Below are 12,655 nucleotides of genomic sequence, written 5' to 3'. Positions count from 1 at the left end.
ATGCTTTTTGATGCGTGGTTTGCGCCGTTTCTGGCTATTTGGCCAGCCGTTTGATCAGGCTGTTGTCGGGGAAACAGGTCGCGTTCTGCCCATTGGACTCTTGCCAGCGTCCGATGGAGCGGCGGGTCTTGAACCCGGGCAGGCCGTCCGCGCCGCCCACATCATGCCCGGCGCGCTCCAGCACGCGCTGCATTGCGGCAATCTCTGATCGGTACATGGCGTCGATCTGGCCCCAGCGGGCAGAGAAATCCCCCACATTATACTGGATGCGGTCGCCGACATGGCCGACGAACAGCGCGTAGAGATCGCTCATATTATAGTCCTTGAGCACGTAGAAATTGGGCGTGACGACAAAACCCGGGCCATGGCGACCGGCGGGCATCAACAGGTATCCCACCTGATCGCGTTCATGGGCGGGGAAGGGGCGGCCCGAGACACGGGTGATGCCCATGGCTTCCCAGGACGTGATCGGACGGCCCTGATCCGGGCCTTCGAGAGCGCAGGAGACAGAGGCCGGGACCTTCACCTCGAACCCCCAATCGCGCCCTTTGATCCAGCCGTGCCGCGCAAGGTAGTGACCGATCGAGGCGATGGTATCGGCCTCGGAACGCCAGATATCGGCACGCCCGTCGCCATCCCCGTCAGCGGCGTATTTCAGGAAACTGGACGGCATGAATTGCGGCTGGCCCAGCGCCCCCGCCCAGCTGCTTTTCATCACGCTGCCCGGCGCATGTCCAGCTTCGGCAATCTGGAGCGCGGCGATCAGTTCATCGGTGAAATAACCCTTGCGCGAAGACATGAAGCCCTTGGTGCCCAACACCTCGAACACGTTATGGGGGATGTCCACCCGGCCATAGCCGCTTTCCCGGCCCCAGATAGCGAGGATGATGCGCCCGGGCACGCCGGTCTGCGCCTCGACCCGGGCCAGCGTTTTCGCATGTCGCTTGGCCATCTCCTTGCCGATCCGCGTGGCACCCTGCACCGAATTGGGGCGGAAATAGCGGGACGGCGCACCGAACTCGGCCTGGCGCTGGCGTTTCGGGGTGGTGGCGGGCTGGCCGGGGGGCGTGAGATCGGGCAATTTCCAGTTCAGCGCGACGCCATCGAAGGCCGCGTCGAACGTCTTGCGCGACACGCCCTTGCGGCGGGCTTCGGGCCAGATGCTCTGCTCCAGCCAGCTTTGGAACTGGCGCTCCACCTTGGCGCGGTTCTGGGCATCCGCGGTCGCGGGCAGCAGAAGGGACAGGACAACAATCAGGCGCAGGAACACGGGCGAAACACTCTTGGTAAGGGACATGAGCACAGCCTAAGCCGCCGCGCGGCACAGACAAATGACAAATCCGGCAAGTGGCGGAAACCGGCGTATCAGTCCTGTCCCTGCCGCAGGATCGTGTATTCCCGCCCCGCATTCAGCGGCCCGTCGATCACGCTTTGCCCGCCGTCGCGCCACTGCACCAGCAATTGCGCGGCACTTTCGGCCTCGCCCAGTCCGAAATGCGCCTTGGCTGCGTCAAAGGACATGAACCCGCCGCCCAGCAGGATCTCGCGCGATTGCGTGCTGCCGTCCTCCATGGTCAGCGTCAGCCGCGCACCGATGCCGTCGCGATTGCCGACATGATCTTCGATCACGAATCGGATCGCATTGCCTGTCTGGCTGTTGTTGCGGAACATCGTGATGGGTCCGTTAACCGGATGCGTGATCAGGTCCAGATCGCCGTCATTGTCGATGTCAAAATGCGTGGCCGACGCGGTCATCAGGTAATCCTCAAGCCCCATGGGACCGGAGGCCTCGGCAAATGTGCCATCGCCCTGATTGTGAAAGAACAGGTTCGAGGGGCTGACCTCATTCGGGACCCATGTGCCGTTGACAATATAGACATCCTGCCAGCCGTCATTGTCGAAATCCGCCACTTTCGTGTCCCAGGACCAACCGCCCACATCGAGGCCGGACGCCTTGGCCGTGTCGGTATAGGCGCTCTCCTGCGGGTCGAGCAGCACATTTGCGCGCATGATCTGGGGCAGGGCGGCATCCACCTCGTTTTGCGTGACCAGACGTTCGGGCAGGAAATGCACGTCGCAATAGGCGCGCGGGATGCGTTGGTCGGCGGGGATCAGATCACAGAGCGCAGGGTCGCGGCGCTGGATGGCGATATCCTTGATCAGCATGGCCTTGCATTCGGACGCGTCGGGCTCGGACAGTTCCTTGCAGCGCGGTGCATAGGAGGGGTCGAACCGGTTGCCCGAGCGATACCACGTCTTGATCTCCATATTGCGGGTGCAGGTGGCCTTGGCGGTCGCGTCCTTGATTCCGTCGCAATATTGCTCCAGCGGCTGCATCTTGAGCGTCTCAGACACACCCGAAGAGCGGCCTGCAATCTGCGCGAAATAGAGCTGGGTCTTGCCATTGTTGAACAGGTCGGCCGATTTCACCGCCATGGTGGTCTGGGTGGTGTGGGGGACGGTGCCGTCCTGTTTGCGGATGGCGGTGAAGCCGCCCGCGCCGTCGCCATGGTAGAGGTAGTCCGGCACGGCGAAATCATTGCCCACGATCAGGTCCGCATCGCCGTCATGGTCCATATCGGTGAACAGGATCGACAGCGTCTCGCCGGGGATGCCGGGCAGGGACAGGAAGCTGTCGCCAAATGTCTCAACCCCGTCATTCAGGATGATGCGGTTGCGGCTTTCCTCGCCCGGAACCTGCCGGTACCAGCCCGCCGCCCAGTTGCCGAGCGCGAGGTCCAGATCGCCATCCGCGTCCACATCGTCCAGCGCCATGGCCATGGAAAGCCGCGTGTCGGGCTGGTTGGGGATGGGCCGGGCAGCGGTGAAATCCAACTGCCCCTGAACATTGGGGACAAGGTAATTGCCGTCCAGATATGTCGCCACGATCAGGTCGGGCCAGCCGTCATTGTCCAGATCGGCAAAGGCGGCGTTGAACACGTATTTGCCCGCGAAATCGCCCGTGTCGATCTCTGCGCGTTCAAACCTGCCGCCCTGATTGTCATAAAGGTAGAACCCGGTCTCGGTGGAGGCGATCATCAGGTCGGTATCGCCATCGCGGTCATAATCGGCGCTGGCAAGGCTGCGCCCCTCCCAAAAGGGGGGCCACATGTCCTTGAAGGAAAATTCCACCGGCTTGTCGATGCCGATCTCTGACGCTTCCATGCGGGTGAACGGCATCTCGGCCGGGGCCGAGCGCGGCGCAAAGGGCCGTTCGGTCAGGCTCACACCCGCGGCACCCACCGCATGGGCCGGGGCCACCACGTTCGGCAATGCGCCAAGGAGGATGTCCAGCGCCCGGTCGGACTGCCAGTTGTGATAGCGCTCCACCGCCGCGCCGCCCAGCACGCCCAGAACCAGCACCGTCGCCGCGACGGCATTGGCAATGCGGACCGAAAAGGACTGCGCCACAATGAAATAGCTGTAGATCGAGAAAGACCCGAGCGTGAACAGGAGCGCCATGACATAGCCGTGGCTCGCCCCGGCGGCCAGAAGCGCGCCGGTGACCACCACGTCAAAGGCGATGGGTACGGGAAGGAACAGGCCGATCGCGGCAATCACCACCAGCAGGAACAGGCTGAATTGCAGGTCGCCCAGCACGTTTTCGGGCAACAGCGTGCCTGCCAGCGCGCCCAGGAACCCGGCAAGAAACATCAGCGGCACGGTCATTTTCACGATGAACCAGAAATTCGCCAGATAGCTTTTGAGCACTGCCTGTACCGCACCGGGCAGGGTTTCGCCCTCTTCCAGCACCGGGGCTTGAAAGAATTCCGCCTTGGGGGTCTCGATGGGCGCGATCTCGGGGGCGGGCAGGCCCCAGCGCACGATCAGCGGTACCATGATCAGGATGATGAACAGGCTCAGCGCGATCTTGAGCCCGGCGATATAGGTGGGCAAGAGGCTGAACGCCATGGTCAGCACCACGATATTCAGCGTGGGCGAGGCGATCATCGCCGAAAGCGTCGTTTCCGCCCGAAGTCCGCTGGCCTTGAGCCCACGCGCAATCGGCGCGGCACAGTTCACGCAGACTCCGAGCGGCGTGCCGATGAACAGTCCCAGCAGCGAATTGGCCCAGGGCGATTTGAACGAGCGTTGCCGCAGCGAGGCAAAGAGCGTCATGAGCGCCGCGGCAAAGAGCACGCCGAACGTCATGCCCTTCTTGTTGGTGTTGACCCAGTTGATGGTGGACACGCCAACCCGTTCGATGAACCCCATACCCTCGGTCAGCTGGATCTTGGCCTCGAACCCGATCGGGTCCTCAAGCTGGATCGCGCCGCTCATCATCGCCTTTTCGTCCAGCGCCGGATAGCGCGATCCGGTCCAGAAGAAATAGGCCAGGGTAAAGACGATCAGGGCGGCGAGGAAGAAACGGGCCTTGCTTTCAACGGCAGAGTTCAACATGGGTCGACGGCTTTCAAAATGCAGTTCATACCTAGCAGGTCGCGGCATGTGATTTGGAATGACCACATGGTGAAACATGTTCCGCATCCGCGCAAGTCACGGGTTGTGTCGCTCCACCGGTTCCCAGACCCCCGATGTTGCTATCGGTCGGTTTTTTCCCGGCTACCTTGACCATTTCGGATCCCCTTGCAGGCATGGGCCAAGCTCCGGCGCGCGATTATCCCGCACCGGGGCGATCATTGGTGAGACCGAATAGCCGTCGCGTCAGTCTTCGGAAACGGCGACCTCTGCAATGATCACGCCGCGGTCAACGACAAAATGGCCATTCATGACAAAGGGCTTCGGCTCCATCGTCGGGGTCGTGTCCCGCCCGTTCGACGTGGTGTTGACCACGCGCACTTTCTCATCCGTGGCGGCGGTCAGCTCGTAGCGATAGATGCCATCCTGCACATCGCGTTGTGGGAGCGTGTAGAGCGGGGTGCCCGAGCTGGCCTCAACGGTCGTGATCTCGCCATCCGGGGCGGCGACGACCAGTTGCGCGTTGCTCAGCCCGGTCCAGTTCTCAAACCAGACCGCGTTCGAATTATGTTGTTCAACCGGCTCGGCAGCCAGCGCCGTGGCCAGTACAACACCTCCGGCAGCGGCAAGCGCCCTGCGGGTCAGGCGGGGAAGGGACAGGAATATGCTGCTCATGACGTGCTCCGGCGTTTGGCGTTCACTGCTGTTTTGAACGCAAGTTCAGGAAAGATGAAGAATCATTAACAGACACTTGGGCAAATGACAGTGGTCCAGGTCACAGTGGTCCCAAAACACCGGGCTGGCAATGGCGTTGCGACGCGGACGCGCCCTGGAGCATCAATATGCGAGCCGACGGCCCGCCGCCGATGCCGAAACACCACTGACCCGCCCGATGACAGCGGGCGGTGAAACAATACGCAACACAGGCAAGCCGCGGTTATTTCTTGTCGTCGTCTTCCGTAGAGGTGTCTTTTTCGACGATGACGCCACGGTTAACGACAAAGAATCCGGTCAGGACATATGGAACAGACGCGCTTTCAGGCTCATTGTCCCGGCCGCTGTAAAGCTTGTTCACGCGGCGCGCCTTTTCTTCGGTCGCGGCGCGCAGTTCATATTTATAGATACCGTCGGCTCCTTCGGATTTCTCAAGTTTGAACACCGGCGAGCCTTTGCGGGACGGGAAATCCAGAACCTGCCCGCTGGGTTCACGCACCGTGAGGTTGGCATTGGACAGACCCGACCAGTTCTCGAACCAGAGCGCGTTGGAATTGTGCTGTTCGACCAGATTGATGTCTTGCGCGGCAAGCGGTGCCGCCATCATGAGCGCGCCCATCATGGCGGCGATCAGGCCGGATTTTCGGCGTTTGGAGTGAATCATATCTGCGGTCATGCCGAATTCTCCTTAGCGGTATAAAAGCTGAACAAATGTAGCGGGCGCATGCGCCCTTAATGCGCATAATGTGGCACAGGTTGCCTCTAAAATCACGGGAATTCTTGTAAAACGGGCAAAGGCGCGCCCGCTTGGGCGGATTTCTCGTGGTTTTCCGGAGATCATGTCGCGGTGCCCTTTTTTGTTTGGCCCGCTCAGGTTGAACGCTGCGTGGCCATCCACTTTTGGCCGGTCACTCCATGGGGCGATAGGGGGCGGCGGGCTGCCATAGGGACTTGGCCCGCTCCTGTGCTGCAGTGATCTGAACGCGCGGCATCCGTGCCGACAGCCATTGCAGCAGCGCTTCCTGATCCTTGCGCCCCGTTGCCAGCGCCGCCGATGCCCAGGCATAGGCGCGTTCGTAATTCTGCGGGACGGTCAGCCCCTGAGCGTGAAACAGGGCCAGATTGGCCATGGCGGCCCCATGCCCGCGCGCGGCGGCCTTTTCGAACCAGTAGCGGGCTTCGTCCAGCGTGGCAAAACGCGCTTCTTTCGCGCTCAGAAGCAGCCAGCCCATCTGGAACTGTGCGACCGGGTCGCCCGAAATCGCGGTCTGGCGCAGGCGGTCGATATCCGCCTGGGTGGCCAGATCGGGCGTGGCGATGGCCGCGTCGAAGCTGAAGGCCACGGGCATATCCGTGGCCGATTGTCCTTCGCGCGCCTTGGCCAGCCAGAACGCATGTTGCTGGTCGTCCTGTTCCACGCCAAAGCCGTTTTCATACATCACCGCGAGGTTGCGCATGGCAGCGCGAATTCCGGCCTCGGCGGCGGCAAGGAAAAGCTGGGCCGCGCGGTCGTAATCCTGTTCCACCCCATGCCCGCGCACATAGAGCAGACCAAGATTGTTCAGGGCGCGGGCATCCCCGGCGGCAACCGCCTTTTCAAAGTAACGCGCGGCGGCCTCGTAATCGACCTCTGTTCCGGTGCCTTGCTGATAGAGCACCCCGAGGCTGGTCAATGCCGGGACATGGCCCATCTCTGCCGCTCTTGCATAGGTGGCAAGGGCCTTGGCCTGCCTGTCCGGGTCGTCGCCCGCAGCCTTTTCCAGCACCGTGGCATAGTCGAACACATGCGCCGGATTGCCCTGTGCCGCGGCCTTGCCAAACCAGTCCAGCGCAGCGGCGGTATCCTGTGGCGTCCCCAGCCCGGCGTCGAGATGGCGACCCAACTGGTTTTGCGCCTCCGGGTGACCGGAGTCCGCGGCTTTACGGTACAGCTCCACCGCCCGCTCGAAATCCGGGAGCACGCCATCCCCGGTGGCATAGCGTTTGGCCAGACGGGTCTGGGCCTCGGGATGGCCGCGTTCGGAATGTTCCAGAAGCTGTTCCAACGTTGCCCGCGCCTCGGACGGGGCAGGGGGCGACTGGGTCCAGCCCGGCGACGCGGCCCCGGCACAAAGGGCCAGCGCCAATGCGCAGACCTGCAAGCGTGCTCTTGCCTTCATTCGCCTTCGTCCCGTTTCGGGATGGGTTGCGCGCGGATGTGGTCGAAAAAGGCGCTGGCCTCGGCCTGGGCACTGGCGATGTCTTCGGGGTCCATCAGATCGGTCAGCGCGTCACGCAGCGGCGCGGCCTCGGCAATGCCGCGCGCGGCGGCGATGTTGAACCATTTATGCGCGGCAAGGTAATCCTGTTCGACGCCCTGACCCTGCGACAGCAGGCGGGCATATTCGATCTGGGATTGCGGGTAATCGGCTTGGGACGCCTTGGCATACCATGCGGCGGCTTTTTCGATATCGCGCGGCTCATCGCCCTCGGAAGCGGCAGATATGTAAAACGCGCCAAGCGCATGCATCGCCTCGCGCATGCCTTTGTCGGCTTCGGTTTCCAGCCAGCTCAGCGCCTCTTCATGGCCCTGTCCGGCGGCATGGAGCACCCAAGGCACCGTATCATGCGGTGCGATCCGGTCGCCCATGACATTGGCTGCGGCCAGTTCACCAAGGCGCAAGCGCGCGTCCTCCGACCCTTGCTGGTCAGCGCGGACATAGAACTCGAAGGCGCGGTTGATATTCACCGGCAGGCCCGGACCGCCGGTTTCAAGCAAAAAACCTGCGCGATAGCTGGCATCGGCCATGCCGCGTTCCGAGGCGGCCTGAAAGAAGCTCACCGCTTCGGGCAGGTTTTGTTGCACCTGCGTTCCCGAAGCCAGCAGGACACCCAGATTGAACTGTGCGCCCGGTTCCCCCTGTGCCGCAGCAAGACGGAAAAACCGCATCGCTTCGTCGATATTGGGCTCAAGCCCGGCATCACCCTTGAGATATTTGCCGCCCATGACACGTTGCGCCCGGGCAAACCCACCATCGGCGGCGCGGCGGAACCAGTTCAGGGCCACCTCGGTTGCATCGCCGGATTTCGGTGTTACGGCCCCGCTTTCGATGGCCTGCGCCATGTAGAACTGCGCCTCGGGATAGCCGGCATTGGCCGATTTCGACAGCCAGCTGATGGCTTCTTCGGGCCTGGCCGGGGTGATCCTGCCCTGGGACAACAGTTCCGACATGCGGAACTGCGCTGCGATGTGATCGTTCTCGGCGGCAAAGCGGATCAGGTCGAGCGCCTTGGCACCGTCCTCTTGCGGTGATTGGCGCAGCATCAACTGGCCAAGGCGATAGGCGGCATCGCCATCGCCCAGTTCTGCCGCGCGCGCCCAATAGGCCCGTGCCTTGGCGGTCATGCCCAGCTTGCCGGCATTGGCCATCTCGATCTGGCCCGCGATGCGCAGGGCGGCGGGATGGTCCTGTGCGGCGGCGGCTTCGATCAGGCGCGAGGCTTCGGCCATGTCACGCGGACCGCCCTTGCCCTCGATCATCAGGATGCCGGCGTTCAACTGCGCGTCGGCCGAACCGGCCTCGGCCAGCGTCACGTAGATCTGCCGCGCGGTGATGAAATCGCCCACCGCTTCGGCGGCGCTTGCCGCGACAAGCTGGGTCTGAATGCCGGTTTCGGTCGGCGCGGCAGGGGGCGCGGCGGTCTCGGACGTGTCCTGCGACAGGGCGGGGGAGGCCGCGAGGACAAGCGCAAGCGCGGTTGCGAGAGGGATTGATGGAATGAATTTTGCGGTCAAGGCTTTGGCCGTCCTTTGAAAAACATGATGTGACAAACGGGGCCCGGGAGCCCGGAAACTATAGGTATACCTCGTCGCAGGAACAGCGTCCTGTCAAGAGATTGGGCCGGGATGCCCGCAAATGTCATCCCGCAGGGGGGATGCGTTGCCAGATCCAGACCAGCCATGCCGCCGCTGCCAGCGCTGCGCCAAAGGGCAGGCGGGCCTGTCGCGACAGGGGCCGTTTTTGCACAATGGCCCATCCAAGCGCGATCAGGGACGCCAGCAACAGCGTGGGCGCGGCCCCGAACGGGCCGGTCAGCGCCCCGATCCCTGCCGCCAGCTTCACATCGCCCAGCCCCAGGCCGTGCTGTCCACGCAAGGCGCGGTATCCGGCGCGCAATGCCCAGAGCAGGGCGGCGCAAACCAACCCCGTTGCCAGGGCCGCGCGCCAGTCCGGCGGCGGGGCCGCAACCGACAGGGCCAGCGCAGAGATCAGCAGCCCGCCCGTCAGCGGGTCAGGCAGACGAAAGCGCAAAAGATCGCATGTGATCAGTGACATCAGGCACAGGCCACAAAGGGTCGCGAGGATAGATTCGGCCCAGCCGAGGCTCAGCCGTGCCGCGACAAAGGTGACCACCGGCACGCTCAGCATGAGTTGCACGGCCCATTGGGTCCGCAATATTCCCGGACTGCGGATGTGCAGAAGCCCGGCCACAACCCAGGCTAGTAAGGGTGCGATAAGCAGCGAGAAAAAGGCTAGAAAAAGGGGATGTGTATGGGGCAAAGAGAGGGCTCAGACATCGGGTTCGGGCGCATCATGGCCGGATACCGCGCCCATGGCCAGCGCTCACTTGCACGGGCCTTGGGGGGTGCCTAGTGTTTGCAGAAAAGGCCCGGGCACGGGTCCAACCCGAGGCCAGATACGTGATAAGGACTGTTGCATGACAGAGATCCCCCCAAAGACCGAAAGCGCGCAAGAGCCGCGTGACGCAGGGTTTTCCCTGTTGGAGCTGATGGTGGTTGTCGTGATCCTGTCGATCCTCGCGCTGGTGATCGTGCCGCGTGTCATTGACCGTCCCGATCAGGCGCGGGTGGCACGGGCGCAGTCCGACATTGCCGCCATCGCCAGCGCGGTCAATCTCTATCGTCTCGACAATTTCCGCTACCCGACCACGGAGCAGGGGCTGGCCGCGCTGGTCAGTATGCCGACCGTGGCCCCCAAGCCGGAAAACTACGCGGCCAATGGCTATATCGCCCGTCTGCCCGAAGACCCGTGGGGCCGTCCCTATCAATACCTCTCGCCCGGGGTGCATGGGGAGTTTGATATCTTTTCCTACGGTGCCGATGGCACAGCGGGCGGGACGGGCGTGAATGCCGATATCGGCTCATGGCAAGGCAGTTGAACAAGCGGGACAGCGTTGCGCGGGCTGATGCGGGGTTCAGCCTGATCGAACTTCTTGTTGTGGTGGCCATTCTGGCTGTGCTTGCCGTGTCGGTGCAGATTGCCGTGCCGTCGGGGCGTCTGGCCCATGCCGAAGATCGCGCGACCCTGGCCAATCTGATGAAACGTCAGCACCAGAAAGCCGTGTTCACCGGCGTCTCCCAGGGCATTGCGCTGGATCGTGGTGCGCTGCAGCCGCTGCGCCTTGCCGGGGACCGCTGGCGAACGGATGGATCGCCGGTGTCTTTGCAAGGGGCCGTTGTGCTGCGCGGGGATCGGCCGGATCCGGAGTTTGACGGGGCAGCGGGTAGCTGGCGTCCCGATATTCTTTTGTCCCCCAATGGCGATGTGAATGCGTTCATTGCCGTGTTTCGCAAGACCGGTGCCGGCGGCGGCGTGCTTAACTGTGACCCAGATCTTCTGGAGGGGCTGTCATGCGACGGCTAGGGACGGGGACGCGCGGGTTTACGCTTGTGGAATTGCTGATTGCCATTCTGATCCTGTCGATCGCCTCGGTCGCCGGATACCGGAGCATGACCCAGTCCCAGACCGTGATGGCGGGTATGCCGGTGCGTGTGCTGGCGCTGCACGTCGCCCATAACGAATTGCAGCAGATGCGGCTTGTCAGGCTTGGCGGGGAAGCGCCCGAGGCAAGCTCGGTCGAAATGGGGGGCATGTCGTTTGATATCACACGCAGCAGCGAGGCCACGCGCGGCGGTCTTCGCAATGTGACGGTTCGGGCGGTCGGACCGGATGGGACGGGCGTGCTGGCGGTGGGATACCTGCCTGTGCCGGGGGCCTGAGCGGATGGGACGGGATCGCGGCATCACCCTGATCGAACTGGTCGTGGCGATGAGCCTTTTCGCGCTGGTCGCAGTGATGGGCATTCAGGCCATAACCGGGCAGCTTTCCGGGCGTGACCGGGTGCTGGATGCCGACAAACGCACTTCAGAGCTTGCCCTTGGCCTGACGCTGCTGCGTGCGGATATGGCGGCGGTCGTCCCGGTTGGTTTCGCGGCACCGGACGGAGAGCTACGCTCGGTCGTGGCTGCTGAGGCCGACGGAGACGTCGTGGAGATTTCCATGACAATTGCCGGGCAGGCGGCGCAGACCGATCCGCGCCCGGTCGCGTTTCATCGGGTTCTGTGGCGATGGGATACAACAACCGGAGAACTGCGCCGGTCTTACTGGTCCTCGCTTGCGCCAGACGCGCGGTCCGAACCGCGCGGGGACGTGGTGCTGTTCCGGGATGTCCGGGACCTGAACATGCAGCTTTTTGTGCAGGGGCAGGGCTGGCGTTCGCTCTATCCTTCGCCCGAAGGGATCGATCTGACAGCAAGCCTGATCTTGCAGGCACCCGATGCTCTATCACTCCGTCTAGACAGCGCGACACATGGCAGGCTGAAACTCCTGGAGGCGCTGGAATGAGGGCGCGGGGTTTTGTTCTGGTCAATGCGCTGGTCATTGCGGCGGCGATTGCGCTGATCGCGGTGGCGCTGTTGATGCGCACGCAAACGGCGCAAAGCGGGCGCGGCTATGACCAGACGCGATGGCAGCTGGAGCGCTATATGGACGGTGTTGAAGCGCTCGTGATCGGGCGGCTGGCCCGTGACCTTACCGGATCGGTTGCCGATCACGACCGGGAAAGCTGGGCAAGGGATACAGGCGGGGCCGAGATCGACCGGGGCAAGGTGACGGTCGCCGTCCGCGATGCTCAGGGTCTTTTCAATCTCAACTGGATTGCCGGGGATGACACCGGCCGCGCCGCCGAAGAGTTTCGCCGTGCCGCGCGGTCCAATGGGCTGCCGCCCAGTGTGGCCGAGACGGTGATCGCGCATCTGAACACTGTCGGCGCACTCAGCATGGTGGAGGCACTTGGTCCCTTGTCCGGGATACCGCAAACACATCTCGCAACACTCGGGGGCTTTGCCGCGGCCATTCCGGGGGACAGGGCGCTCAACATGAACACCTCTGATGAGACTGTTCTGAGCGCACTGCTGCCATCGATGAACGCGGCGCTGTTTTTGCTGATCGAGCGCAACCGACCCTTCGAGAGCACCACCGATTTCCGCGACCTGCTGTTGGACAACATGGACGCCGAGGATTTCGACGCCGTCCCGTTCGAGCGGCTAGGGGTGTCGTCGCGTTGGTTCGAGCTTGAGATCAGCGCCGAACTGGACGGAAAAGCCGCGCGGCGGCGCACGTTGCTTGAGCGTATCCCCAGCCCGGGTGTGACCAAGGTCGCCTATCGCCTGCGTCTGCCCGGTTGATCCCCGGGGCAAGCTGTGCGCAAATCACCGGCAGGTATGAGTTTGAAAAATTTC

At 63.1% G+C, this 12,655-nt stretch carries 12 protein-coding genes; 5 read left to right on the top strand and 7 right to left on the bottom strand.

Annotated features, from left to right (window positions below):
- Positions 1-34: 34 nt before the first annotated feature.
- From PGB28_RS00530 to PGB28_RS00500, 7 genes are all read right to left on the bottom strand, one after another.
- Positions 35-1,297 carry a lytic murein transglycosylase gene (locus PGB28_RS00530; protein WP_271419512.1) on the bottom strand — a complete coding sequence of 421 codons (1,263 nt, stop codon included), beginning with the start codon at positions 1,295-1,297 and terminating at the stop codon, positions 35-37.
- A gap of 68 nt (positions 1,298-1,365) precedes the next feature.
- The gene (locus PGB28_RS00525) at positions 1,366-4,401 is read right to left on the bottom strand and encodes an FG-GAP-like repeat-containing protein (protein WP_271419511.1); all 3,036 of its coding nucleotides are present in this window, start codon (positions 4,399-4,401) and stop codon (positions 1,366-1,368) included.
- Positions 4,402-4,665: 264 nt separating this feature from the next.
- On the bottom strand, positions 4,666-5,094 hold the full coding sequence (locus tag PGB28_RS00520) for a hypothetical protein (RefSeq protein WP_271419510.1): 429 nt from the start codon (positions 5,092-5,094) through the stop codon (positions 4,666-4,668).
- A 262-nt stretch (positions 5,095-5,356) separates the two neighbouring features.
- Positions 5,357-5,809 (bottom strand): hypothetical protein, encoded by a 453-nt coding sequence (locus PGB28_RS00515; protein WP_271419509.1) that lies wholly within the window; start codon positions 5,807-5,809, stop codon positions 5,357-5,359.
- Between the two features lie 232 nt (positions 5,810-6,041).
- A complete protein-coding gene (locus PGB28_RS00510; protein WP_271419508.1) occupies positions 6,042-7,292 on the bottom strand; it encodes a tetratricopeptide repeat protein in 1,251 nt (416 codons plus the stop codon).
- Entirely contained in the window at positions 7,289-8,908 is a 1,620-nt protein-coding gene (locus PGB28_RS00505; protein ID WP_271419507.1) for a tetratricopeptide repeat protein, read from the bottom strand. The genes PGB28_RS00510 and PGB28_RS00505 overlap by 4 nt, the downstream gene beginning before the upstream one ends.
- Before the next feature lie 124 nt (positions 8,909-9,032).
- Complete coding sequence (locus PGB28_RS00500; RefSeq protein ID WP_271419736.1) at positions 9,033-9,542, bottom strand: prepilin peptidase; 510 nt, start codon at positions 9,540-9,542, stop codon at positions 9,033-9,035.
- Positions 9,543-9,831: 289 nt separating this feature from the next.
- Here PGB28_RS00500 and gspG point away from each other — a divergent pair, with 289 nt between their 5' ends.
- The 5 genes from gspG to PGB28_RS00475 are packed head-to-tail and all read left to right on the top strand — an operon-like array spanning position 9,832 to position 12,601.
- Complete coding sequence (gspG, locus tag PGB28_RS00495; RefSeq protein WP_271419506.1) at positions 9,832-10,293, top strand: type II secretion system major pseudopilin GspG; 462 nt, start codon at positions 9,832-9,834, stop codon at positions 10,291-10,293.
- Positions 10,290-10,778 carry a type IV pilin protein gene (locus PGB28_RS00490; RefSeq protein ID WP_271419505.1) on the top strand — a complete coding sequence of 163 codons (489 nt, stop codon included), beginning with the start codon at positions 10,290-10,292 and terminating at the stop codon, positions 10,776-10,778. The genes gspG and PGB28_RS00490 overlap by 4 nt, the downstream gene beginning before the upstream one ends.
- A complete protein-coding gene (locus tag PGB28_RS00485) occupies positions 10,766-11,134 on the top strand; it encodes a prepilin-type N-terminal cleavage/methylation domain-containing protein (RefSeq protein ID WP_271419504.1) in 369 nt (122 codons plus the stop codon). Before PGB28_RS00490 ends, PGB28_RS00485 begins: the two co-directional genes overlap by 13 nt.
- Positions 11,135-11,138: 4 nt before the next feature.
- A complete protein-coding gene (locus PGB28_RS00480; protein ID WP_271419503.1) occupies positions 11,139-11,759 on the top strand; it encodes a type II secretion system protein GspJ in 621 nt (206 codons plus the stop codon).
- A complete protein-coding gene (locus PGB28_RS00475) occupies positions 11,756-12,601 on the top strand; it encodes a type II secretion system minor pseudopilin (protein WP_271419502.1) in 846 nt (281 codons plus the stop codon). The genes PGB28_RS00480 and PGB28_RS00475 overlap by 4 nt, the downstream gene beginning before the upstream one ends.
- Positions 12,602-12,655: the final 54 nt, after the last annotated feature.

It is taken from the genome of Primorskyibacter aestuariivivens, from assembly GCF_028023675.1.
In the GTDB taxonomy this organism is placed as follows: Bacteria; Pseudomonadota; Alphaproteobacteria; order Rhodobacterales; family Rhodobacteraceae; genus Marinovum; species Marinovum aestuariivivens.
The sequence above is the reverse complement of the archived record's forward strand: the minus strand, read 5'-3'. Positions and strand labels throughout refer to the sequence as shown.

Bases quoted from the DNA above. Each gene is read 5' to 3' on its own strand.
- PGB28_RS00530 (WP_271419512.1), bottom strand. From the start codon at position 1,297: ATGTCCCTTACCAAGAGTGTTTCGCCCGTGTTCCTGCGCCTGATTGTT.
- PGB28_RS00510 (WP_271419508.1), bottom strand. From the start codon at position 7,292: ATGAAGGCAAGAGCACGCTTGCAGGTCTGCGCATTGGCGCTGGCCCTT.
- PGB28_RS00520 (WP_271419510.1), bottom strand. From the start codon at position 5,094: ATGAGCAGCATATTCCTGTCCCTTCCCCGCCTGACCCGCAGGGCGCTT.
- PGB28_RS00500 (WP_271419736.1), bottom strand. From the start codon at position 9,542: ATGCTGAGCGTGCCGGTGGTCACCTTTGTCGCGGCACGGCTGAGCCTC.
- gspG (WP_271419506.1), top strand. From the start codon at position 9,832: ATGACAGAGATCCCCCCAAAGACCGAAAGCGCGCAAGAGCCGCGTGAC.
- PGB28_RS00515 (WP_271419509.1), bottom strand. From the start codon at position 5,809: ATGACCGCAGATATGATTCACTCCAAACGCCGAAAATCCGGCCTGATC.
- PGB28_RS00525 (WP_271419511.1), bottom strand. From the start codon at position 4,401: ATGTTGAACTCTGCCGTTGAAAGCAAGGCCCGTTTCTTCCTCGCCGCC.
- PGB28_RS00475 (WP_271419502.1), top strand. From the start codon at position 11,756: ATGAGGGCGCGGGGTTTTGTTCTGGTCAATGCGCTGGTCATTGCGGCG.
- PGB28_RS00480 (WP_271419503.1), top strand. From the start codon at position 11,139: ATGGGACGGGATCGCGGCATCACCCTGATCGAACTGGTCGTGGCGATG.
- PGB28_RS00485 (WP_271419504.1), top strand. From the start codon at position 10,766: ATGCGACGGCTAGGGACGGGGACGCGCGGGTTTACGCTTGTGGAATTG.